Source organism: Nocardioides luti (assembly GCF_014212315.1).
Lineage (GTDB): Bacteria > Actinomycetota > Actinomycetes > Propionibacteriales > Nocardioidaceae > Nocardioides > Nocardioides luti.
The window spans coordinates 194,842-218,705 of the sequence record NZ_JACKXE010000002.1; the positions used below are offsets into that span (position 1 = coordinate 194,842).

At 72.9% G+C, this 23,864-nt stretch carries 15 protein-coding genes; 3 read left to right on the top strand and 12 right to left on the bottom strand.

Annotation, left to right across the window (positions count from 1 at the left end):
- Positions 1-19: 19 nt before the first annotated feature.
- Positions 20-1,951, bottom strand: a complete 1,932-nt coding sequence (locus H5V45_RS22780) for a helix-turn-helix domain-containing protein (protein WP_221634663.1) — start codon at positions 1,949-1,951, stop codon at positions 20-22.
- Positions 1,948-4,611 (bottom strand): DNA translocase FtsK, encoded by a 2,664-nt coding sequence (locus H5V45_RS19955; protein ID WP_185254919.1) that lies wholly within the window; start codon positions 4,609-4,611, stop codon positions 1,948-1,950. The genes H5V45_RS22780 and H5V45_RS19955 overlap by 4 nt, the downstream gene beginning before the upstream one ends.
- A 237-nt stretch (positions 4,612-4,848) precedes the next feature.
- Between H5V45_RS19955 and H5V45_RS22480 the strand changes: the two genes are divergently transcribed.
- Positions 4,849-7,746: a M4 family metallopeptidase gene (locus tag H5V45_RS22480; RefSeq protein WP_185254920.1), complete on the top strand. Its 2,898-nt coding sequence runs from the start codon at positions 4,849-4,851 to the stop codon at positions 7,744-7,746.
- Positions 7,747-7,968: 222 nt separating this feature from the next.
- Positions 7,969-12,753: an Ig-like domain repeat protein gene (locus H5V45_RS19965; RefSeq protein ID WP_185254921.1), complete on the top strand. Its 4,785-nt coding sequence runs from the start codon at positions 7,969-7,971 to the stop codon at positions 12,751-12,753.
- A gap of 236 nt (positions 12,754-12,989) precedes the next feature.
- Here the strand turns inward: H5V45_RS19965 and H5V45_RS19970 are convergent, their stop codons facing one another.
- The 10 genes from H5V45_RS19970 to gcvT all read right to left on the bottom strand — a co-directional run bounded on the left by H5V45_RS19970 (position 12,990) and on the right by gcvT (position 22,308).
- Entirely contained in the window at positions 12,990-13,439 is a 450-nt protein-coding gene (locus H5V45_RS19970; RefSeq protein ID WP_185254922.1) for a hypothetical protein, read from the bottom strand.
- Positions 13,440-13,521: 82 nt separating this feature from the next.
- Positions 13,522-15,207, bottom strand: a complete 1,686-nt coding sequence (locus tag H5V45_RS19975; protein WP_185254923.1) for a ribonuclease J — start codon at positions 15,205-15,207, stop codon at positions 13,522-13,524.
- Between the two features lie 9 nt (positions 15,208-15,216).
- Positions 15,217-16,116, bottom strand: a complete 900-nt coding sequence (gene dapA / locus H5V45_RS19980; RefSeq protein ID WP_185254924.1) for a 4-hydroxy-tetrahydrodipicolinate synthase — start codon at positions 16,114-16,116, stop codon at positions 15,217-15,219.
- Positions 16,117-16,145: 29 nt separating this feature from the next.
- Positions 16,146-17,072, bottom strand: a complete 927-nt coding sequence (locus H5V45_RS19985; protein ID WP_185254925.1) for an LLM class F420-dependent oxidoreductase — start codon at positions 17,070-17,072, stop codon at positions 16,146-16,148.
- Positions 17,073-17,210: 138 nt separating this feature from the next.
- Complete coding sequence (locus H5V45_RS19990) at positions 17,211-17,693, bottom strand: dihydrofolate reductase (protein WP_185254926.1); 483 nt, start codon at positions 17,691-17,693, stop codon at positions 17,211-17,213.
- Positions 17,690-18,484 carry a thymidylate synthase gene (locus H5V45_RS19995; RefSeq protein WP_185254927.1) on the bottom strand — a complete coding sequence of 265 codons (795 nt, stop codon included), beginning with the start codon at positions 18,482-18,484 and terminating at the stop codon, positions 17,690-17,692. The genes H5V45_RS19990 and H5V45_RS19995 overlap by 4 nt, the downstream gene beginning before the upstream one ends.
- Positions 18,485-18,501: 17 nt before the next feature.
- The gene (locus H5V45_RS20000; RefSeq protein WP_185254928.1) at positions 18,502-19,329 is read right to left on the bottom strand and encodes a PhzF family phenazine biosynthesis protein; all 828 of its coding nucleotides are present in this window, start codon (positions 19,327-19,329) and stop codon (positions 18,502-18,504) included.
- A gap of 33 nt (positions 19,330-19,362) precedes the next feature.
- Positions 19,363-20,910: a SigE family RNA polymerase sigma factor gene (locus tag H5V45_RS20005; RefSeq protein WP_185254929.1), complete on the bottom strand. Its 1,548-nt coding sequence runs from the start codon at positions 20,908-20,910 to the stop codon at positions 19,363-19,365.
- Between the two features lie 7 nt (positions 20,911-20,917).
- On the bottom strand, positions 20,918-21,175 hold the full coding sequence (locus H5V45_RS20010; RefSeq protein WP_185254930.1) for a hypothetical protein: 258 nt from the start codon (positions 21,173-21,175) through the stop codon (positions 20,918-20,920).
- Between the two features lie 5 nt (positions 21,176-21,180).
- The gene (gcvT, locus tag H5V45_RS20015) at positions 21,181-22,308 is read right to left on the bottom strand and encodes a glycine cleavage system aminomethyltransferase GcvT (protein ID WP_185254931.1); all 1,128 of its coding nucleotides are present in this window, start codon (positions 22,306-22,308) and stop codon (positions 21,181-21,183) included.
- A 56-nt stretch (positions 22,309-22,364) separates the two neighbouring features.
- On the opposite strand from gcvT, the gene H5V45_RS20020 reads away from it, so the two are divergent.
- Positions 22,365-23,861, top strand: coding sequence for a leucyl aminopeptidase (locus H5V45_RS20020; protein WP_185254932.1), 1,497 nt, complete (start codon positions 22,365-22,367; stop codon positions 23,859-23,861).
- Positions 23,862-23,864 lie beyond the last annotated feature (3 nt).

Consider the following 23,864-nt stretch of genomic DNA (forward strand, 5'->3'; position numbering starts at 1 on the left):
CCGGCCCCGTCAGGTGCCGTCAGCTGCCGTCCTTGCGGACGGTGAACGTGTTCTGCGCGGGCTGGCCCTCGGCGCCGACCGCGCCGCGGCTGGTGCCGTCGACCTCGACCTCGAGCGCGCCGTCCGAGCTCTGCACCCGGACCGGCGGGGCGACCCCCTTGACCTCACGGCTCTCGCCGTAGGCCAGGTCGCCACGGAAGGCGACCTCACCGGCGCCGTCGTAGACGACGACGTGGGCGCCGCCGGCCTTGGCGGTCAGCACGACCGGCACCGGGTCGCCGAGCATGTTCAGCGTGTTGTCCGGGCCGTTGGAGCCGTTGAGGATCGGCGCCTGCTGGCGCAGCTCCACGGGGCTGTCCATGACCAGGCGGGCGATCGACCACACCAGCACGACCGCCATCACGGCCGCCACCAGCACCGACCAGTTCGGGCCGCCGCGGGTGCCGCGGATCGAGCCGTGCGCGCCCGTGGCGAGCTCAGCCTCGAAGACGCGGCGCGGGTTGATCGGCGCGTCGGCGTAGCGCTCGTCGTACGACGTCAGGAGCGGAGCGACGTCGATGCCGAGGACCCGCGCGAGGGTGCGCAGGTGGCCGCGGGCGTAGAAGTCGCCGCCGCACGGGACGAAGTCGTCGACCTCGATCGACTCGATGACGTGCGGGCGGATCCGGGTGCGGTCGGCGAGCTGGTCGACCGTGAGGCCCAGGCGGGTGCGGGCCGCGGCGAACTCGGGACCGATGATCGGGTCCTCGGCCGGCTCGGCGGAGAAGTCGTCGATGACGATCGGCTCGACCGAGGCGCCGGCGCGGGCGATCGGGCGGACCCGGTCGCCCCACAGCACGGTGTCCTCGACCAGGTTGACGCTGCCGGGGCGGCGCAGCTCGCGGGCCTCGGGGAGCTCCCGGCGGCTGCCGTCCTCGTCGTCGGCGTGGTCGTGGGCCAGGGCGGTGGCGCCCAGCACCGGACCACCCAGCGTCAGGTCGCTGCGGATCTCGGCGCGGATCGCGGTGACGGGGTCGCGCAGCGGGCTGGGCGTGGCGCTCGCGATGATCGGCATCGCCACGGTGGGCTCACCGACCTCGTCGTGCTCCGCGCGCAGGGCGGGCGCGACCTCGGGCTCGGCCCCGATGGCCTCGCGGCGGCGCTGGAGCGCCGCGGAGAGCACGCCGATGCCGTGCGCGAGCGCGGGGCGCGGGTCGTGCCAGGCGCGGGTGCGGGGCTCGTCGAGCCACTCCTCGTCGTGCTCGTCGACGTCGACGTCGACCTCGGAGTCGTGCCACGACTCCGGCTCGGCGTCGTGCTCGTCGAGGACGTCGTCCTCGAGCAGGTCGTCCTCGAGCTCGTCGACGGCCTCGTCGACCTGCGGCTCGATCTCGACGACGGCCGACGCGCTGCCGGCGAGCCGCGCGAGCGCGTCCGTCAGGTCCTCGCCCGCGCCGGTGACGCGGGTCGAGAGGGCCAGCGGGACGGCGAACGGGGCGCCGTACAGCTTCTCGGCGAGGCGGGACTGGCGGCGGCCGCTGGCGTCGAGCTCGCCGAGCACCCGGTCGGGGGCGTGGGCGACCAGGACCAGCCGGCCGTCGTGGAACGGGCCGCGGCGGGGCGTGTGCTCCACGCGGGCGAGGGCACCCCACGGCATGCCGCGCCAGGTCCGGCCGAGCCGGATCCGGACACCCTGGCTGTCGGCGACGAGCAGCGGCGTGCGGGCGTCGACGAGCGCCGCGAGGTTGCTGACGCCGAGGACGCCCATCACCGCGAACAGCGTCCAGTCGAGCACCGAGCCGGTGCCGGTGGCCCGGGCGAGGTAGGCGATGGCCACGGCCGAGGCGACCGCGCCCACGAGGGCGGCGAGGCCCGCGTTGCGACGGATCTCGACCGGCTCCGGGGCCAGGCCCAGGGGCTCGGGGGTGGGGTCGTCGTGGTGGTCGAGCCGGTCGGCGTGAACGGTACTCACATCTCCCCCTGGAGCGTCGCGATGACGCCATCGATCTCGTCGGGCTTCACGAGCACGTCACGCGCCTTGGAACCCTCGCTGGGTCCCACCACGCCGCGGCTCTCCATGATGTCCATCAGCCGGCCCGCCTTCGCGAAGCCGACGCGGAGCTTGCGCTGCAGCATCGAGGTCGAGCCGAACTGCGTCGACACGACCAGCTCGATGGCCTGGATGACCAGGTCCATGTCGTCGCCGATGTCGTCGTCGAGGTCCCGCTTGGCGGCCGCCGGTGCGGTGACGTCGTCGCGGTACGTCGGCTCGAGCTGCGCCTTGCAGTGCTTGACGACCTGGGCGATCTCGGTCTCGGTGACCCAGGAACCCTGGACGCGCACGGCCTTGGACGAGCCCATCGGCAGGAACAGGCCGTCACCCTGGCCGACCAGCTTCTCGGCACCGGGCTGGTCGAGGATGACGCGGCTGTCGGTGACCGACGACGTGGCGAACGCGAGGCGGGACGGCACGTTGGCCTTGATCAGGCCGGTGACGACGTCGACGCTGGGTCGCTGCGTGGCGAGCACCAGGTGGATGCCGGCGGCACGGGCCAGCTGGGTGATCCGGACGATCGCGTCCTCGACGTCGCGCGGGGCGACCATCATCAGGTCCGCGAGCTCGTCGACGATCACCAGCAGGTAGGGGTAGGGCGACAGCTCGCGCTCGCTGCCCGGCGGCACCTCGACCTTGCCCGCCCGGACGGCCTTGTTGAAGTCGTCGATGTGGCGGAAGCCGAAGTTGGCCAGGTCGTCGTAGCGCATGTCCATCTCGCGCACGACCCACGCCAGGGCCTCGGCGGCCTTCTTGGGGTTCGTGATGATCGGCGTGATCAGGTGCGGGACGCCCTCGTAGGCGTTCAGCTCGACCCGCTTGGGGTCGACCATGATCATCCGGACCTCGTCGGGCGTCGAGCGCATCAGGATCGAGGTGATCATCGAGTTGATGAACGACGACTTGCCCGAGCCGGTGGCGCCGGCGACGAGCAGGTGCGGCATCTTCGCCAGGTTGGCGACGACGAAGCCGCCCTCGACGTCCTTGCCGAGCCCGACCACCATCGGGTGGTGGTCGGAGCGGGCGGTGTTCGAGCGCAGGACGTCGCCCAGCGAGACGACCTCCTTGTCGGTGTTCGGGATCTCGATGCCGATCGCGGACTTGCCGGGGATCGGGCTGAGGATCCGCACGTCGGCCGACGCGACGGCGTACGCGATGTTCTTCGACAGGGCGGTGACCTTCTCGACCTTGACCGCGGGGCCGACCTCGACCTCGTAGCGCGTGACCGTCGGGCCGCGGGTGTAACCGGTGACCTGGGCGTCGATGTTGAACTCGTCCATCACCTGGGTGAGGCGCTCGACGACGGCGTCGCTGGCCTTGGAGCGGGCCTTGTGGACCGACCCGGGCTTGAGGACCTCGTTGGCCGGCAGGGAGTAGGTGATGTCGCCGGACAGCGCGAGCTGCTCCACGCGCGGCGGGAGCGGGGTGTGCGGCGGCGGCTCGAGGTCGGCCTTGTCGACCTTCTCCTCGCGCTCGTGGGCGACGACGTCGGGCGCGAAGATCGAGATCCCGGCGTCGGTCTCCGCCTCGGCCATCGCGACCTCGATGGGGTCGGGCTTCCGGTCGCGGCGCTTCTTGACCTCGCGGTCCTCGAGGACCGGGCTGTCGTACGCGGGGTCGCCCTCGGGGTCGAAGTCGTCGGCGAGCTTGCCCCGGCGGGTGCGCACGGGCTGGGTGGGCTCCTCGTCCGCGACGTCGAGGTCGCGGCCGAGCATCCGGTCGCGGGTCTCGGCGAGGCGGTGGGGCACCTGGTAGAGCGGCGTCCCGGTGATCACCAGCAGGCCGAACAGGCCGATCAGCACGAGCAGCGGCACCACGACGTACGGCGTGCGCAGCAGGTCCAGCAGCAGCGAGGAGACGACGAAGCCCACCGCTCCCCCGGCGTCCTGCAGCTTGCTGGCGTCGCCGCGGACGGGCTGCGGGTTGCCGTTGGCGATGTGGACGATGCCGAGGAGGCCGAAGCCGAGAGCGGTCCAGCCGACGACCTGGCGACCGGCGGGGCCGTTCTGCTGCGGGTCGCGCATCGTGCGCCAGCCGGCGTGGACCAGGGCGAGCGGGACCAGCCAGCCCACCTTGCCGACGGTGCCGGAGGTGACGGTGCGGGCGAGGTCCATGACGCCGCCGGGCAGCTGGAACCACACCGCGGCCGCGGCGACGACCGCGAGGCCGAGGAGGAAGAGGCCGGCACCGTCACGACGGTGCTCGGGGTCGAGGTCGCGGGCGGTGCGCCCGATCCCCCGGGCCGCGGCGCCCACGGCGTGCGCGACCGCCAGCCAGACCGCGGCGAGGCCGCGGCCCAGGGCCAGGAAGGTGCGCGCGATCGGGCCGGGGCCGTTGCGGACCGCCCGCGGCGCGGGCCGCCGGGCGGCGGGCCGCTTCTTCGCGGTGCTGCGGGCAGGGGCACGCTTGGACGACGACGAGCGGCCGGTGCTGCGGCTCGTCGTGGAACGCGTGCTGGAGGGCTTCGTGCCGGTACTCCGGGATCGGGTGCTCGAGCTGCCTCGACCGCTGCTGCCGGCCGTGGATGAGGACGTGCTCTTGCTCCGCGAACCCGGCGGGGAAGACGTACGGGTCGCCATGCTCAGACCCTAATCCCAAGTCACACCCGTCACAGGGATCACAGAGAGCGTGTCGGCGGGGAGGTCGGCAGCGACGTCGGCGGGGAGGTGGTCCGGACCCCCGGACCACGGTCCGGGACGCGGTCGGCGAAATCTCGCGACACACGTCCCTACGCCTGCGCGGTCCCCTAGGGTGCGCTACGAGGGTGGCGTGGGTCACTGCGCCCGGGAGAACATTCGATCTGAGGGGATCAACACGTGAAATTCCTCATGCAAGGGCTGAGCCTCGCGCTCCTGGGAGCCGGCCTCGCCGCCGTCCCGGGGCTGCAGACGGCCGCCGTCGGCGAGACGGCCCCCACGGCCGCGCCGGGCACCGCCCAGCTGCGCAGCGCGGCCGACGGCCGCGTCACGATCACGAAGGACCCGGCCACCGGGCGGATCGCGTTCGTCCGGGTCTCCCGGGGCGGCGACCTGCTGCCCCGGCTGGGCGGCAGCTCCCAGGCCGGCGCGATCGCCAAGGCCGACGCGTTCGTCACGACGAACGCCGCCGCGCTCGGCGCCGGTCCGGGCGAGCTGGTCCGCTCGCGGGTGACCACCAGCCCCTACGGCCGCACGGTCGTCTACACGCAGCAGTACCACGGCGTCCCGGTCTTCGGTGCGATGGTGAAGGCCAACCTCGACGGGCAGGGCGACCTGACCTCGGTCAACGGCTACGCCGCCCCCGACCTCGATCTCGCGGTCACCCCGGCCGTGCCGGCGAGCACCGCGGCGTCGTACGCCGTCGCGAACGTGAAGGCGGACCCGCCGGGCCTGCGCGGGCGCACCGCGGACGTCAGCACGGTCCGCGCCACCGCCTCGAAGCTCCTCGTCTACCGCACCGGCTCCACCAAGGGCGTGCCCGGCAAGGCCGTCCTGGCCTGGCAGGTCTCGGTCGGCAACGGCGCCGGCGTCAACGAGTCGGTCCTCGTCGACGCCGCGACCGGCAAGCTCGTCAACCGCTACACCGCGAGCGAGGCCGCCGACTTCGCGACCGACCGCGAGCTGTACGAGAAGCAGTCGAAGCCGGCCAACCTCGTCTGGAAGGACGGCGACGCGTTCCCGGGCTCGCTGACGACCGAGCAGCAGAACCTCATGTACGACGCCGGCAACACCTACTGGCTGTTCGCCAACACCTTCGACTACGACTCCTTCGACGGGGCCGGCGCGAAGATGGTCACGGTCGCCAACCTCGACGACCCGGACGGCACCTTCTGCCCGAACGCCCAGTGGACCGGCACCGAGATCAACATGTGCCCCGGCTCCGAGGCCGACGACATCGTGTCCCACGAGTGGGGCCACGCCTACACGCAGTACACCTCCGGCCTCGTCTACCAGTACCAGTCCGGCGCGCTCAACGAGTCGTACTCCGACGTGTGGGGCGAGACGATCGACCTGATCAACAACCGCGAGGACGGCGGCGAGGGCAACATCTCCGCCGCGCGCCCCGTCGGCGCCTGCTCGACCTCCACCCGCGGTGAGGTGGGCGTCAAGATCAACGCTCCCGCCTCGATCGCGAAGGAGTGCGACGCGGCCGCCGCGAGCTTCGGCCCGACGATCGACAAGACCGGCATCACCGGCGACGTGGTCCGGGCCAAGGACGTCGCGGAGTCGGACGGCGGCACGACCAACGACGGCTGCTCGCCGTACACCAACGCAGCCGCGGTCAACGGCCACATCGCCCTGGCCTACGAGCGCCCGGGCTGCGACTACGGCACCCAGGCGCGGAACGCCCAGGACGCCGGCGCGACCGCGATCATCGTCGGCAGCTACGACGAGAACGTCATCCCGATGAGCACCCAGGAGCAGGGCATCACCATCCCCGCGGTAATGATCAAGAGGTCCGACCGGGCGACGATCGCCTCCAAGCTCGGCTCCGGCCCGGTCAACGTCACGATCCGCGACATCGACCCGGCCCAGCGCACCGCCTCGACGCGCTGGCTCGTGGGTGAGCAGGGCAAGGTCTTCGGCGGCGCCCTGCGCGACATGTGGACCCCCACCTGCTACGGCAACGCCGGCAAGGTCTCCGACGCCGAGTACTACTGCGGCACGGGCGACAGCGGCGGGGTGCACCTCAACTCCGGTGTCCCGAACCACGCCTACGCGTTGCTCGTGGACGGCGGCACCTACAACGGCGTCACCGTGCCCGGTATCGGCCTCGACAAGGCGGCCAACCTCTGGTGGCTGACCCAGCTCGACCACCTGACGCCCACGTCGGACTTCGCCGACATGGCCGACGGCCTCGACGCCGCGTGCGCGACCCTGACGGGCCAGCCGATCCGCCAGCTCTCGGTCAAGCGGGTCACCCCGGGTGCCGCGGCCGCGCCGATCACCACGGCCGACTGCGCGGCGGTCAAGGCCGTCGCCGCCGCCGTCCAGCTGCGCAAGAAGCCGACCCAGTGCAACTACAAGCCGCTGCTGAAGAAGGGCTCGCCCTCGGTCTGCGGCAAGCAGTTCACCACGAAGACGGTCTTCAAGGACGGCTTCCGCCACGGCCTGCAGAAGTGGACGAAGTCGAAGGTGCTCAGCACCGGCAAGGCGCGCAGCTTCCCGTGGAAGGGCACGAAGAACACGCCCGGCAAGCACCGCGGACGCGTCGTCATGAGTGCCGACCCCGACGCGGGCACCTGCGCGCGCAACGACAACGTGGCCAGCAGCAACGCGATCACGTCGCGGGCGATCCGCCTGCCGTCGGGCGCCGCGCCGCGGCTGTCGTTCCAGCACTACCTGGCCACCGAGGCCGGCTACGACGGCGGGAACGTCAAGATCAGCGTGAACGGCGGGAAGTTCAAGGTGGTGCCCAACGGCGCCTACGCCTTCAACAAGCCCAACAGCGCGCTGCTCGCCGCCGACCAGGGCAACAGCAACCCGATGGCCGGCCAGAAGGCCTTCAACGGCACGGACGGCGGCACGGCCACCGGCTCGTGGGGCACGTCGATCGTGAACCTCGCCAAGGCCGGCGCCAAGCCGGGCGACAAGGTCAAGATCCGCTTCGACATGGGTCGTGACTGCGCCGCGGGCCTCGACGGCTGGTACGTCGACAACGTGAAGGTCCAGGTCTGCAAGAAGAAGGCCGGCGCCACCGTCGCCGACCGCCGCCGCACCAGCGGGCGGCGCTGACCGCACGCAGCACCCCGCGACGACCCCGTCGGACCCCGGTCCGGCGGGGTCGTCGCACGTCCGGGGCGGACCATCCACCCCTGCCCCGAACGGACTACCCGCGCCTGGTGCGGATGGCACGAACGGGCCATCTTCGCGTGATCGACCGAAGGGCCCGGCCGCGGCCTGCCTAAGGTGCCCGCGGGTTCACGACGGACCCCGTCCGCAACCTCGGGAGACACCGTGAGAATCCTCCGCCAGACGCTCGGCCTCGTCCTGGCCACCACCGGGCTCGCCCTCGTCCCGGTGGTCCAGGCCTCGGCGGTCCAGGCCCCCTCGGCGCCGGCCGCGAGCCCGAGCCGGAGCATCGTGCAGCAGCTGAGGAGTGCCGCCGACGGCGACGTCCGGACCTCCGTGGAGCGGGCCACCGGCCGGCTGGACTTCGTCCGCGCGACGCGCGGGGGTGACCTGCTGCCGGGTCGTCCGGGTCGCACGGCGGCCGCGGCAGCCGCCAAGGCCGACAGCTACCTCGCCCGCTACGCCCCGGCGTTCGGGGCGCCGTACTCCCAGCTGCAGCGGACGGCGACGACCGCCGACCGCTACGGGCGCACGGTCACCTACACCCAGCGCTACCGGGGAGTCCCGGTCTTCGGCAGCGAACTTAAGGTGAACGTCGACCGCGTGGGCCGACTCACCTCGGTCAGCGGCTTCGCCGTCCCGGACATCACGGTGTCCACCACCCCGGCGTTCACGGCGGCCCAGGCGCGCGCCCACGCCGTGGCCGCGGTGCGCGCCGACCCGCCCACCGGGCACCGCGGTCGGCCGGCCCGGGTCCGGGGGCTGCACGCCTCCTCGAGCGCGCTCGTCGTCTACCGGATCGGCGCTGTCCGGGCTCAGGTCGGCGAGAGCGTGCTGGCCTACCGTGTCGAGGTGCGCGCCGGCACCACCGTGCGCGACGTCGTGATCGTCGACGCGCGGACCGGCAAGCCGGTCAACCGGTGGTCCGAGATCACCGACGCCCTGGACCGTCACCTCCAGGAGGCCGCCGGATCGAGCAACCCGGCCACCTTCACCGAGGTCTGGAAGGAGGGCGACGCCTACCCGGGTTCGCTGACCACCGACCAGCGCAACGAGGTCGAGGGCACCGGCGACGCCTACTGGTTCTTCAAGGACACCTTCGGGCGGGACTCCTACGACGGTGCCGGCCACTCCATGACGACGGTCAACAACGACGGCCGGATCGCCTGCCCCAACGCCAACTGGAACGGCACGACGACCAACTACTGCAACGGCGTCAGCTCCGACGACGTCGTCGCGCACGAGTGGGCCCACGCCTACACGGAGTACACCTCCGGCCTGATCTACCAGTGGCAGTCCGGGGCCATGAACGAGGCCTACTCCGACATCTGGGGCGAGACCGTCGACCTCATCAACGGCCGCATGGACGAGGGCGAGGGCGACATCACGGCGCCCCGTCCGGACGGGGCCTGCGCCGCCCAGTCGCCGGGCGTCCCGGCCCTGAAGGTCCAGACGCCGTACACCCAGGACTGCCCGGCCGGTACCGCGTCCTTCGGTCCGCGAGTCCCCTCGCAGGGGGCTCTCAGCCAGGTGGTCCAGGGCTTCACCGCGTCGGGATCGACCCTCGGGTGCGACACGATCACGACCGCCCTCACCGGCAAGATCGCCCTCCTGGACCGGGGCGGCTGCCCCTTCGTCACGAAGGTGAAGAACGCCCAGATCGCCGGGGCCACGGGCGTCGTCATCGGCGACAACGTGGCGGGCCCGATCTCCAACATGGGCGGTGCCGACTCCTCGATCACCATCCCCTCGGTGAAGATCCGCCTCAGCGACCGCAACCAGATCGTCACCGCCCTCGCGTCGGGACCGGTCTCGGCCCGCCTCGAGGACACCGTCCCCCGCACCGCATCCACGCGGTGGCTGGCCTCGGAGAAGTCCACGAGCTACGGCGGTCCGATCCGCGACATGTGGACCCCCACCTGCTACGGCGACCCCGGCAAGGTCTCGGACGCGCAGTACAAGTGTGGCCCCGCCACCAGCGACAGCGGCGGCGTCCACAGCAACTCGGGCGTCGTCAACCACACCTACGCGCTGCTGGTCGACGGTGGTTCCTACAACGGCCAGACCGTGACCGGGCTGGGCCTGGACAAGGCCGCGAACATCTTCTTCCGCGCCCAGACGAACTACCTCACACCGACCTCCGACTTCGCGGACCTGGCCGACGCGCTGCAGTCCTCGTGCACCGACCTGGTCGGCCAGCCGATCAACAAGGTGCGGCTGGTCCCGGGCGGCTCCGCGGTGGCCGCCGACCCGATCAGCTCCGCCGATTGCGACTCCGTCGCAGCGGTCACCGCGGCCACCGAGCTGCGGCTCCCGCCGACCCAGTGCAACTTCACCGCCGTCCTGGCACCGGGCAGCCCGTCGGCCTGCGGCGCCGGCACCTACACCCGGACCGACTGGAGCGAGGACTTCGCGGACGGCCTCGAAGGCTGGACGACGAGCAGCCAGGTCGTCGACGGCCAGCACACCCCCTGGGTCGCGACGACCCGGCTGCCGCGCGGGCGCACCGGCTCGGCGGCGTACGCCGCCAACCCCGACAGCAGCGTGTGCACCCCCGGGCCCTCCGGGCACGCCAGCCGCGAGTCGCTCACGAGTCCGGTCCTGACGGTGCCGGCGGGGCAGTCGCCGCGCGTCGTCCTCGACCACTACATCGCCACGGAGCCGGGCTACGACGGCGGCAACATCAAGGTCAGCGTCAACGGCGGCCCCTTCACGGTGGTCCCACCGGCCGCCTACGTCCAGAACGCACCGAGCACGACGCTGACCCCCGCCGCCGGCGGCAACAACAACCCGATGGCCTCTGAGCGGGCGTGGAGCGGCGTGGATGCCGGTAGCAACGCGGGAAGCTGGGGCACGAGCCAGATCGACCTGGCCTCCCTCGCCGCCGCGGGTGACCACGTGCAGCTCCGCTTCGACCTCGGCCAGGACGTCTGCTCCGGCCGGGTCGGGTGGTACCTCGACAACGTCAAGATCGTGCACTGCGAGTCCCTGCGCGGCGTCGACCTCGCCGTCGAGCCCACCGGCCCGACGACGTACGGCGCGAACCGCTCGCTCGCGGTCACCGCGACCAGCGCCACCACCCCGACCGGCACGGTCACCGTCTCGGAGGGCTCCACGACGTTGGGCACCGTCGACCTGGTCGACGGGGCGGCCAACGTCCCTCTGCCCACGGATCTCGAGGTCGGCACGCACGACCTGACCGTGGACTACTCCGGCGACGCCGATCACGACGCGACCCAGAAGACGCGGACCATCGCGGTCGAGCGGGCTTCCTCGACCCTGGGCGTGGTGCACAGCCCCGAGCCGGCCGCCCTCGACAGCGCGCACGAGGTGCAGGTCGTCGCGACCGGTGGAGGTGTTCCCTCGGGAACCGTCACCGTCTCCGAGGGCTCGACCGTCCTGGGCACCGCCGACCTCAGCAACGGCCACGCGAGCGTGCCGCTGCCGACGGACCTCGGCGTCGGCACCCACACGCTGGTCGTCGACTACCCCGGGGACGCGCACAACCTCGCGTCCTCCGAGCAGGTCGTCGCGACGATCGGTCGGCGGGTCTCGACCACCACGGCCACCCTGGCCCAGGACCCGACGGCGTACGGCGCACCGGCGCACCTCGGCGTCCAGGTCGCCGGTCACGGCACCCCGGCCGGGCTCGTGACCGTGTCGGAGAACGGCACCGTCCTCGGCACGGCCGACCTGGTCGGCGGCGCCGCGGACCTCGTCCTGCCGGCCACGCTGGAGCCCGGCAGCCACCAGCTCGTCGTGGCCTACCAGGGCGACGACACCAACGACCCGTCCTCCACCGGGGTGCTCGCGACGGTGCGCCGTGCCGACTCGACGACCAGCGCCGGGCACACGCCCGACCCCGTCGTCCTCGGCGGCGACCACGCCGTGCAGGTCCTGGTCTCCGGCGCCTCCCCCACGGGCGTCGTCTCGGTCAGCGAGGGCGAGGGCGTGCTGGGCACGGCCACGCTCACCGACGGTCACGCGACCGTCGCGCTGCCGCCCGAGATGGCGGTGGGCACGCACACCCTGCGCGTGACCTACGCAGGCGACGCCCACAACGCCGGCTCCACGAGCGACGTGACGGCCTACGTGGCCAAGGTCGTGTCGACCACCACCGCCACGCTGTCCGGCACGTCGACGTACGGCACCCCCGCGCACGTCACGCTGACGGTCACGGGCCACGGCACCCCCACCGGCACGGTGAGCGTCGCCGAGGGCCAGACCGTCCTCGCGACGGGAAGTCTCGTCGGGGGCGAGGCGGACCTCTCGCTGCCGGCCGACCTCGAGCCGGGCCAGCACCAGCTGGTCCTCGCCTACGCAGGGGACGCGGACAACGATCCGTCCTCGACCACGCGGCTGCTCACCGTCGACCGGGCGGGCTCGACCACGACCGCGACCCACGCGCCCGAGCCCGCCACGTTCGGCAGCGCCCACGACCTGCAGGTCCTGGTGTCCGGGGTCGGTGACCCCGTGGGCTCCGTGACCGTCTCCGAGGGCGACACCGTGCTCGGCACCTCCGCGATCGACGGCGGGCACGCGACCATCGCCCTCTCCCCGTCGATGACGGTGGGCGGTCACCAGCTGGTCGTCTCGTACCCCGGCGACGCGCACCACACGGGCTCCACCGTGACCGTCAACGCCACCGTCGCCCGCGCCGCCTCGACCACCAAGGCGGTCCCGAAGAGCGACCGGGTCCGGGTCGGCAAGCCGGTCAAGGCGACCGTGACGGTGAGCGCACCCGGGCTCGTCCCGAGCGGCACCGTGCGGGTCGTCGAAGGCAAGAGGACCGTGGCCACCGGGGTGCTGTCCGCCGGCAGGGTGGTTGTCTCCGTCACCCGGAAGCTCGGGCCGGGCAAGCACACGTTCACGGTGACCTATCCCGGCTCGACCACCGTGGCACCGAGCCGGACGACGTTCATCGTTCGGGTCGTGAAGCGGAAGGGCTGACGGTCCGGTCCACGTGCGACGCCGGCCGCCCGGGTGTGGGGGCCGGCGAGGTGCGGAGGAGCCGGACCTGCGCCTGTCGCTCGTGTGGTTGATCCGGTTCACCTGGTGAACCGGATCAACCACCCAAGCCCACCGGATCTCGTGTCGCACTCCGCTGACTCGTCGGAGCGTCACGACTGTGTGGTGGATCGGTGTCACCACGTGACACCGATCCACCACACAGACAGCAGGTCAGCTCACTGCCAGTAGAGGACCACGCCAAGCCCGCCGAGCCGCTCCACGCAGGTGCGCGCCGCGGCCAGCCCGTCGCCCTCGAGCCCACCGAGGCCCGCGTCCACGTCGAAGAAGCCGCCCCCGCCGTCCACCCGCTTGCCCACGGCCACACCGTCGCCGGCCGGGAAGGTGACGCTCCCCCGACCCGACGGGTCCCAGACCGAGCCGTACACGAACACGACCGGCGAGCCCGCGATGGTCAGGCACCCGTCCGTGTCCAGCAGCACTCCCCGGACGCCGGCGGTGGGATAGACCTCGAGCTCCCGGGCGAGCGTGATCATCGGCCCGTCCACGGTCGCGACCGCGGGCGTCCCGCTGCGGTCCCGGCCCGCCAGCCCGAACCCCCACACCCCCGCCAGGACGACGAGCAGCAGCGCCGTCCCCACGACCAGCACCCACCGACCGAGCCTCATCCCCCGATGATCACACCGGCGCGCCCAACGCGCAGGTCACATCTCCACATCGATCCCCGCCAGGGCACCGAGCGCCGCGGCGTCAGGCCTCGATCACCACGGGAATGATCATCGGCCGGCGCCGGTGCGTGTTCGATACCCAGCGCCCGACGACGCGGCGCACCGTCTGCTGCAGCTGGTAGCTGTCGGTGTTGCCCTCGGCGATGGCGCGGTCGAGGGCGTCGACGATCGGCTGCTTGATGTCCTCGAAGGACGCCTCGTCGAGCGCGTTGCCGCGGGCATGGATCTCAGGCCCGCTGGAGACCTTCCCGGTGACGGAGTCGACGACCACGATGATCGAGATGAAGCCCTCCTCGCCGAGGATGCGCCGGTCCTTGAGGTCCGACTCGGTGACGTCGCCGACCGAGGAGCCGTCGACGAAGACGTAGCCGCAGTCGACCTTCCCGGCGATCGAGGCGACGCCGTCCACGAGGTCGACGACCATGCCGTCCTCGGCGATGACGACGTTCTCGACCCCGGTCGCCCGGGCCAGCGCGGCGTTGGCGAGCAGGTGCCGGATCTCGCCGTGCACGGGGAGGACGTTCCTCGGCTTGACGATGTTGTAGCAGTAGAGGAGCTCGCCCGCGCTGGCGTGCCCGCTCACGTGCACGAGCGCGTTGCCCTTGTGGACGACGTTCGCGCCCCAGCGGGCCAGGCCGTTGATGACGCGGTAGACGGCGTTCTCGTTGCCGGGGATCAGGCTGGAGGCGAGCAGGACGGTGTCGCCCTCCTCGATGTGCACGAAGTTGTGGCTGCGCTGGGCGATCCGGCTCAGCGCGCTCATCGGCTCGCCCTGCGACCCGGTCGAGACGAGCACCTGCTTCTCGGGCGGCAGCGCCGCGAGCTCCTTGGTGTCGACGACGACGCCGGGCGGGACGTGGAGGTAGCCGAGGTCCGAGGCGATCGCCATGTTGCGGACCATCGAGCGGCCGACGTACCCGACCTTGCGGCCATGCCGGTCGGCGGCGTCGAGGACCTGCTGGACGCGGTGCACGTGGGAGGCGAAGCAGGCCACGATGATCCGCTGGTGGGAGTCGCGGAAGACCTGGTCGATGACCGGGGTGATCGACTTCTCGGTCGGCGTGAAGCCGGGGGTCTCGGCGTTGGTCGAGTCGGTCAGGAAGAGGTCGACGCCCTCGTCGCCGAGGCGGGCGAAGGCGTTGAGGTCGGTGATCCGGCCGTCGAGCGGCAGCTGGTCCATCTTGAAGTCGCCGGTGTGCAGCACCAGGCCGGCGCCGGTGCGGATCGCGACGGCGAGGGCGTCGGGGATCGAGTGGTTGACCGCGACGAACTCGAGGTCGAACGGGCCGAACGAGATCCGCTCCCCCGCCACGACGACGTGGTGGACGGTCTCCCGCAGGCGGTGCTCACGCAGCTTGCTGCCGAGCAGGGCGAGCGTGAGCTCGGAGCCGACGAGCGGGATGTCGCCGCGCTCGCGGAGGAGGTACGGCGTGGCGCCGATGTGGTCCTCGTGGCCGTGGGTGAGCACCAGCGCCTCGACGCGGTCCAGGCGGTCCCGGATCGAGTCGAAGTCGGGCAGGATCAGGTCGATGCCCGGCTGGTGGTCCTCGGGGAAGAGCACGCCGCAGTCGACGATCAGCAGCCGGTCGTCGTACTCGAAGACGGTCATGTTGCGGCCGACCTCGCCGAGCCCGCCCAGCGGGGTGATCCGGAGACCCCCCTTCGCCAGCTCGGCGGGTGTGGAGAGCTCGGGATGCGGGTGACTCAAGTGGGTTCCTTAGGTGAGGAGACCGGCCTCGACGAGCCCGGCGCGCAGGGCGGCGACCTCGTCGTCGTCGAGCGGCACCAGGGGTGCGCGGACGAACCGGTTGTCGAGGACGCCGAGGAGCTGGAGCGCTGCCTTGGCGGTGGTGGCTCCGTAGTTCGGGACGCCCATGACGGCGTCGATCGCGGGGAGCATCCGCGTGAAGAGGGTGAGGGCCTCGGCGTGGTCGCCGGCCAGGAAGGCGTCGGTCATGGCGCGGATCTGGTCGCCGGCCACGTGCCCGACGACGGAGACGACGCCGGAGCCGCCGTGCGCCAGCCAGCCCAGGGTGCTGACGTCGTCGCCGGAGTAGAGCGCGTAGCCCAGCTGCATGATCTTCACGCCGCGCGCCAGGTCGCCGACGGCGTCCTTGACGGCCACGACGGTGTCGAGCGCGATGGCCTTCTCGTAGGTCTCGAGCGAGATCTGGGTCGCGGTGCGGCCGGGGACGTCGTACAGCATCACCGGGACGCCGGTGGCCTCCGCGACGGTCCGGAAGTGGTGGAGGACGCCGGCCTGGCTGGGCTTGTTGTAGTACGGCGTGACGAGGAGCAGGCCGTCGGCGCCGATCTTCTCCGCCTGCCGCGCCAGCTCGACGGAGTGGGCGGTGGCGTTGGTGCCGACGCCGGCGACGACCTGGGCGCGGTCGCCGACCGCGTCCTTGACCGCGGCGAGGATCTGGCCGTCCTCGGCCACCGTGGTCGTCGGCGACTCGCCGGTGGTGCCCGAGACGACGACGCCGTCGTGGCCGTGGTCGACGAGGTGGGCGGCGATCCGCGCGGTCCCGTCGAGGTCGACCGACCCGTCCTCGTGGAACGCGGTGGCCATCGCGGTCAGCACGCGCCCGAACGGCGCGGCAGGCAGGGACGTCATGAGGGACAGGCTATCGCGGACCGCGGCTCTCAGACGTGCGGCATGACCTCCGCGGCCACGAGCGCGAGGTGGTCCAGGTCGGTGAGGTCGAGCACCTGCAGGTAGGCGCGGTCGGCGCCCAGGGCGGCGAACCGGCCGAGCTTGTCGACGACCTCCTGGGGCGTCCCGCCGAGGCCGTTCTCGCGCAGCTCGTCGGGCTCGCGGCCGATGGCGGCGGCGCGGCGGGCGTACTCCGCCTCGTCGGCCCCGCAGCACAGCACGAGCGCGTTCGACCAGGTCATCGTCGCGGGGTCGCGCTCGATCGCCTCGCAGGCCGCGGCGACCCGGGCGAACTGCGCCGCGGTCACCTCCTCGTCGACGAACGGCAGGTTGAACTCGTCGGCGTACCGCGCGGCCAGCGCCGGGGTCCGCTTCTTCCCGCGGCCACCGATCAGCACCGGCGGGCGCGGCGACTGGACCGGCTTCGGCAGCGCGGGCGAGTCGGTGACGGGGTAGTGCGTGCCGGCGTACGAGAACGTCTCGCCGGGCGGCGTCTCCCACAGGCCGGTGATGACGGCCAGCTGCTCCTCGAAGCGGTCGAAGCGCTCGCCGGTGGAGGGGAAGGGCAGGCCGTACGCCGTGTGCTCCTGCTCGAACCAGCCCGCGCCGATCCCCAGCTCGACGCGGCCGCCGCTCATCTGGTCGACGTTGGCGACCGAGATCGCCAGCGGACCGGGGTGGCGGAAGGTCGCGCTGGTCATCATTGTGCCGAGCCGGATCGTGCTGGTCTCGCGCGCGAGCCCCGCCAGCGTCACCCACGCGTCGCTCGGCCCGGGCAGCCCGTCCCCGCCCATCGTGAGGTAGTGGTCGGAGCGGAAGAACGCCCCGAACCCGAGCTCCTCGGCCTTCAGCGCGACCGCGAGGAGGTCGTCGTACGTCGCGCCCTGCTGGGGTTCGGTGAAGATGCGCAGCTCCATGGCACCACCCTGCCAGAGGGCCGGGCACCGGCCGCATGGACAGGACGAAGTCCGGCGCCGGGGCATGGCTGAGCGGCGCGATCGGCCTCGCGGCCGACTTCCTCCTGTCGGGCGGGCCGCCCTCGGCGACCCAGCGGGTCAGGCCCGGCGCAGCCAGACCCGGTCGTAGCCGTCCAGCTCGTCGCGGCGCGTCTCGACCCAGTCGGCGTCGTCGAGGTCGGGGTAGAACGTGTCGCCGTCGGGGCGCTGGTGCACCAGCGTGAGCACCTGCTCGTCGGCGAGCGGCAGCGCGGCGGCGTACACGTGCGCGCCGCCGGCCACCATCACGTCGCCGGGCAGGGCGCGGGCGAGCACCAGCGCCTCCTCGAGGGAGGCGGCCACCAGCACCCCCTCCACGGACCAGTCGGGCGCCCGCGTGAGCACGATGGTGGTGCGGCCGGGCAGCGGCCGGCCGATGGAGTCGTACGTCGCCCGGCCCATCACCAGCGTGTGGCCGAGGGTCGTGGCCTTGAAGTGGGCGAAGTCCTCGGGGATCCGCCAGGGGATGCCGCCGGCGGCGCCGATCACGCCGTTGTCGGCGACGGCCGCGACCAGGACGACCCGTTTGTCGGGAGCGGTCATACGGCGATGGGCGCCTTGATCCCCGGGTGCGGGTCGTAGCCCTCGAGGGTGATGTGCTCGAGGTCGAAGGCGTCCAGCTCCGTGACCGACGGGTCGAGGTGCAGCGTCGGCAGGGCGCGCGGCTCGCGGGTCAGCTGCAGCCGGGCCTGGTCGAGGTGGTTGGAGTAGAGGTGCGCGTCGCCGAGCGTGTGCACGAAGTCGCCGACCTCGAGGCCGGTCACCTGGGCCACCATGTGCGTGAGCAGGGCGTACGACGCGATGTTGAACGGCACGCCGAGGAAGACGTCCGCGGAGCGCTGGTAGAGCTGGCAGCTCAGCCGGCCCTGCGCGACGTAGAACTGGAACATCGTGTGGCAGGGCGCCAGCGCCATCTGCGGGATGTCGGCGACGTTCCAGGCCGAGACGATGTGGCGGCGGGAGTCGGGGTTCGTGCGGATCTGGTCGACGACCTGGGCGATCTGGTCGACGTGCGCGCCGGACGGGGTCGGCCAGGAGCGCCACTGGTAGCCGTAGACCGGCCCGAGGTCGCCGTCCGCGTCGGCCCACTCGTCCCAGATCGAGACGCCGCGGTCCTGCAGCCACTTCACGTTGGTGTCGCCGCGGAGGAACCACAGCAGCTCGGCGAAGACCGAGCGGGTGTGGATCTTCTTCGTCGTCACGAGCGGGAAGCCGGCGCCGAGGTCGAAGCGCATCTGGTGGCCGAAGACGCTCAGCGTCCCGGTGCCGGTGCGGTCGCCCTTCTCGGCGCCGTCGTCGAGGATCCGCTGGAGGAGGTCGAGGTACGGCTGCACGCGTCCGAGCCTAGTGCTCAGAGGTCGACCGTTCCGGACACCGTGGTCCGGGTGTCGCCCCCCACCCACACCTGCTGTCCCTCCAGCACCACGTGCACCCGGCCCCGGCGCTCCAGGGCGGTGCCCTGGCTCGCGACGTACGACGTGGGCAGCGTCGTGCCGGCCAGCCACTGGCCGATCCCGGCGTTGAGGCTGCCGGTGACCGGGTCCTCCGCGGGGCCGTAGCCGGGGCAGAAGGCACGCACCTCGACCGCGGCGGGCCCGCCGGCGGCGTACTCCCCCACGACCCCGATCTTCAGGTCGTCGAACGCCGCCCAGTCCGGGTCCAGCGCCAGCACGGCGTCCGCGTCGCGCAGCCGCACCCCGACCCAGCCGGGGCCGTTGTCGATCCAGGCGGAGTCGAGCAGGTCGTCGCGGGCGACCCCCAGCGCGCGGGCGATGCGGACGAGGTCGCCCTCCTCGACCGGCCCGGAGCGCATCAACGGCGGCGCGGCGAACGCCAGCGGCCCGTCGCCGCGCCGGATCGTGACCAGCCCCGCGCCGCACTCCTGCAGCACGGCATCGGCCTCGGCCGGCACGCCGCCCGCGCCCAGCCACGCGTGGCACGAGCCCAGCGTCGGGTGCCCGGCGAACGGCAGCTCGCCGCCCGGCGTCCAGATCCGCAGCCGGTAGTCCGCGCCGGGGTCGGTCGGGCGCAGCAGAAACGTCGTCTCGGAGAGGTTGGTCCAGCGCGCGAACGCCGCCATCTCCTCGTCGCTCACGCCGTCGGCGTCGTGCACCACCGCGACCGGGTTGCCGAGCAGCGGCTCGGCGGAGAACACGTCGACCTGGCTGAACCTGCGCATGGGGCGACACTAACGAGCCGGCAACGGGGCCCGTCAGCGCGCCAGCACGGGCAGCTGGCCGGTGTGCGGGAACTGCAGGACGGTGGTGCACGACCGCAGCCGCAGCCGGCAGGTCCGCAGCTCGTAGGGACCGGAGAACGACGAGCGCACGAACTCCCCCGACCCGGGCAGGTCCTGCTCCCGCGCGACCACGTAGTGCACCTCGTCGTCGGCTCCCAGCGACGCGGCCACGGCGATGTCGCCGGCCCGCAGCCCGGTCCACGCCCGCTCGCCCGAGCGGGCGTCGTAGATCCGCACCCGTCCGAACTGGTCGTCGCCGCCGCTGCCCGGGCGCCGGGTCAGGGCGTACGCCGCGTCCGGCGACAGCTGGGCGCCGTCGCCGGGCACGGCGTAGGTGACGCTGAAGAACGGCTGGACGATCTGGATGGTGCGCGGGCTGATCTGGAAGACCAGGGTCTTCTGGACCGCGGCGACCAGGCCGCGGCCGGCGACCGCACCGCCGACGTCGTCGCGCACCTGCCACTCCCGCTCCCCCGAGGCGTCGGCGTAGTAGAGCGTGTCACCGTCGAGGGCGATCGGCCGGGGACTGACGAGGAACTCACGGTCGACCACGATGCTCCGGCGCCCCAGCTCCTTCCCCGCGGCGACGTCGAAGGCCACGAGCTCCAGCGAGTCGCCTTGCACGTCGATCCAGGCCGCGAGCCCCGACTCGTCGGACGCGACGATCGGCTGGCCCGCCCCGGTGCGACCGATCTCGCGCACGGCTCCGTCGGCCGTGACCGCGAAGACGCGTCCCCGGTCGTCGGCGTAGACCGCGCCGTCGTCGATCCCGACCAGGCCGACCACGCGCGGCAGCTCGACCTCGACGTGCGCCAGGTGCAGCACGCCGTTCGCCCACCACGCGGTCCCCGCGGCGCTCTCGACGCGCGTCACCCGCGGCGGCGCGTCCGCCGGGGCCGGCTCCGGCGACGACCGCGTCCCGAGCCAGGTGGCCAGGCCGACCACGACGAGCAACCCGGCGAGGGCGTACGCCGTCAGCCGGACGGTCCGGCGCCGCTGGGCACGCCCCTCCGCGACCACCGCGGGCAGCGGCGGCGCGAGCACCTCGACGGTCTCGGCCGCCTCGCGGAACGTGTCCTCGTCGCCCCGCTCGGGCGGCACGTGCCTGCCCAGCACCAGCGCCACCTGCCGGTCGTCGAGGCCGGCGACGTGCCGCAGCACCACGGCGGCCCGGCCGTCGCGGGTCAGACGGTCGAGGTCGTGCTCGAGCGCGGCGAGCGGCTGGGGGTCGGCCTCGTCGCCCGGCCCCGGCTCGTGGTCCGGCTCGACCTCCCGCGCCGCCGGCACCCGCAGGCGGAGCCGGGCCCAGCTGTCCAGCAGCGCGGCGTACACCTCGGCGTCGAGGTCCTCACCACGCTGGACCACCGACCAGCGCCGGTGGCAGCGCGCCAGCGCGGACCGCGTGGCGGCCTCGGCCGCGGGCTGCGGGGCGCCCAGCAGGACCAGCGTGCGGACCAGCGTGGGCCAGCGCGCCGCGACGTACGCCGCGAAGTCCCCGTCCGGGGCACGGTCCGGGCGCATGCGGGCCTCAGGCGTGCAGCGACATCGGTCCGTAGACGCGGCGCTCCAGCTCGAAGAGCGTGACGGCGTCGACGCCCTCCTCGGCGAGGTCGCCGAAGACCTCGCCCACCCAGGACTCGGCGTCGGCCTGGCTGGCGAAGCGCTGACCGGCGAGGTCGCCCTCGACGGTGACCTCCTCGCCGGCGGCGTTCTCGGTGCGCCACCACCAGGGGCGCTCGGTCGGCGTCGGCGGGCGGAAGGTGCTCGGCTGGTCGGGGAGGTTCACGTGGCTCACGCCTCTCGGACGGACGGCTGAACGAAGGGGGGCGGGGTCAGCTGGAAGATCTCGCGCCGCCCGCGCACGTCGACGCCCACCTCGGCCTCGGCGTTCACGAACGACGGGACGAGCGCCAGGCCGATGCCCTTGCGCAGGGTCGGGGAGAAGGTGCCGGAGGTGATCTCGCACAGCAACACGTCGGGCGTCAGGCTGACGCTCATGCCGGGGCGCGGGATGCCGCGGCCGGTGGCGACCAGGCCGCGCAGCACGCGCTGCGGGCCGGCCTCCTTCTCGGCCAGGAGGGCCTCGCGGCCCCAGAAGGCCTCCTTCTTCCAACCGACCGCCCAACCCAGGCGGGCCTGGTTGGGGGTGACGTCGAGGGAGATGTCCTGGCCGTGCAGCGGGTAGCCCATCTCGGTGCGCAGCGTGTCACGGGCGCCGAGCCCGCACGGGAGGATGCCGTGCTCCTCCCCGGCCGCCACCAGCGCGTCCCACAGCGCGCCGGCCACGTCGTTGCGGGCGATCAGCTCGTAGCCGCGCTCGCCGGTGTAGCCGGTGCGGCAGACCACGACGCCGCTCTCGCCGTCGACGCCGTCGGGCAGCGGGCCGACGACGAAGCTCATGTAGTCGTGGCCGGCGGGCAGGCCGACCGCCTCGAGCACCTCGTCAGACTTGGGGCCCTGGACCGCGAGGACCGCGTAGTCGCGGTGGTGGTCGACCACCGAGACGCCCTCGGGGGCGCTCGCCTGCAGGCGGCGCACGACCTCGGCGGTGTTCGCGGCGTTCGGCACGAGCAGGACGTGCTCGTCGTCGTGGAAGTAGGCGATCAGGTCGTCGACGATGCCGCCGGTCGCGTCGTCGCAGCACAGGGTGTACTGCGCCTTGCCGGGCTGGATCTTGCCGAGGTCGTTGCTCAGCGTCGCGTTGACGTACGCCGCGGCGCCGGGGCCCGTGACCATCGCCTTGCCCAGGTGGCTGACGTCGAAGATGCCGACGGCCTCGCGGACGGCGGTGTGCTCCTTGACCACGCCGGAGGGGTACTCGAGGGGCATCGACCACCCGCCGAACTCGGCGAGCTTGGCGCCGAGCGCCACGTGCCGGTCGTGCAGGGGGGACGTCAGGAGCTCGGCGGAGTCGGACATGGCGCGAACCTACCGCAGCGACCGGTGCCGCTCGGACGGCTGGCTATCCTGCGCGGGTGACCTCGTACACCTTGCGCACCGCCAACCCCGCCAAGACCCGGGCCGACGCCGTCGTCGTCGGTCTCGTGACCACCGAGAAGGGCGTCGAGGTGGCACCCGGGGGCGAGGAGGTCGCCAAGGCCTACGGCCGGACCTGGCGTCCGCTGCTCGCCACCCTCGGCGCCACCGGCAAGGCGGGCGAGACCGTCAAGGTCCCCACCTCCGGCACGCTCTCCTCGCCGTTGCTGGTGCTCGTCGGGCTCGGCAAGCACGCCGACGCGGACGCCGTACGCCGGGGCGCCGGTGCGGCCGCGCGCGGCGCCACCAACGCGGCCTCCGTGGCCCTGGCGCTGCCGGCGGACACCCCGGCGCTGGTGCGCGCGGTGACCGAGGGCCACCTGCTGGGCGGCTACTCGTTCACGACGTACAAGAAGAAGCCCGCCCCCGAGGGCCCCGGCACCGTCGTGGTGCTGAGCCCCGTCGCCCGCAAGAAGGACGCCGTCGCGGCGTTCGAGGAGGCCCAGGTCGTGGCGGCCGCGGTCGCGACGACCCGCGACTGGGTCAACACGCCGCCCGGCGACCTCACCCCGCCGGTCTTCGCCGACGCCGTGGTCGCGGCCGGCAAGGAGCTCGGCAAGGGCCGCGGCGCCCCCAAGGTCTCGATCACCGTCCACGACGAGAAGGCGCTCGCCGACCTCGGCTGCGGCGGCCTGCTCGGCGTCGGCGCCGGGTCGTCGGCCCCGCCGCGCCTGGTCGAGCTGTCGTACTCCCCCAAGGGCGCCAAGCACCACCTCGCCCTCGTCGGCAAGGGCATCACCTTCGACAGCGGCGGCCTGTCCATCAAGCCTGCCCAGAGCATGACCACGATGAAGTCCGACATGGCGGGCGCCGCGGCCGTCGTGCAGGCGACCTTCGCGATCGCCGCGCTGGGCCTGCCCGTGCGGGTCAGTGCCTTCGCCCCGATGGCGGAGAACATGCTGTCCGGCGCGGCGACGCGCCCCGGCGACGTGCTGTCGATCTACGGCGGCACGACCGTCGAGATCACCAACACCGACGCCGAGGGCCGGCTGGTCCTCGCCGACGCCCTGGCCCGCGCCACCGAGCTCGGGCCCGACGTCATCCTCGACGTCGCGACCCTCACCGGCGCGATGGTCGTCGCGCTCGGCGAGAAGGTCGCCGGCGTGATGGGCAGCGACGGCATCGTCGAGCGGGTGCTCAGCGCGTCGGCCACGGCCGGCGAGCCGCACTGGCCGATGCCGATCCCCGAGGAGATGCACGAGCGCATCACCAGCAGCAAGATCGCCGACCTGATCCAGTCCGACTGGGTGCGGTGGGGCGGCGGCTCGTTCGCCGGCGCGTTCCTGCGCGAGTTCACCGGCGGGCTGCCGTGGGCGCACCTCGACATCGCCGGGCCGTCGTTCAACTCCGGCGGGGCCAGCGGGCACCTGACGCCGGGCGGCACCGGGTACGCCGTCGCGACGCTCGTCGACTACGCGCGCCAGCTCGCGGACTGATCC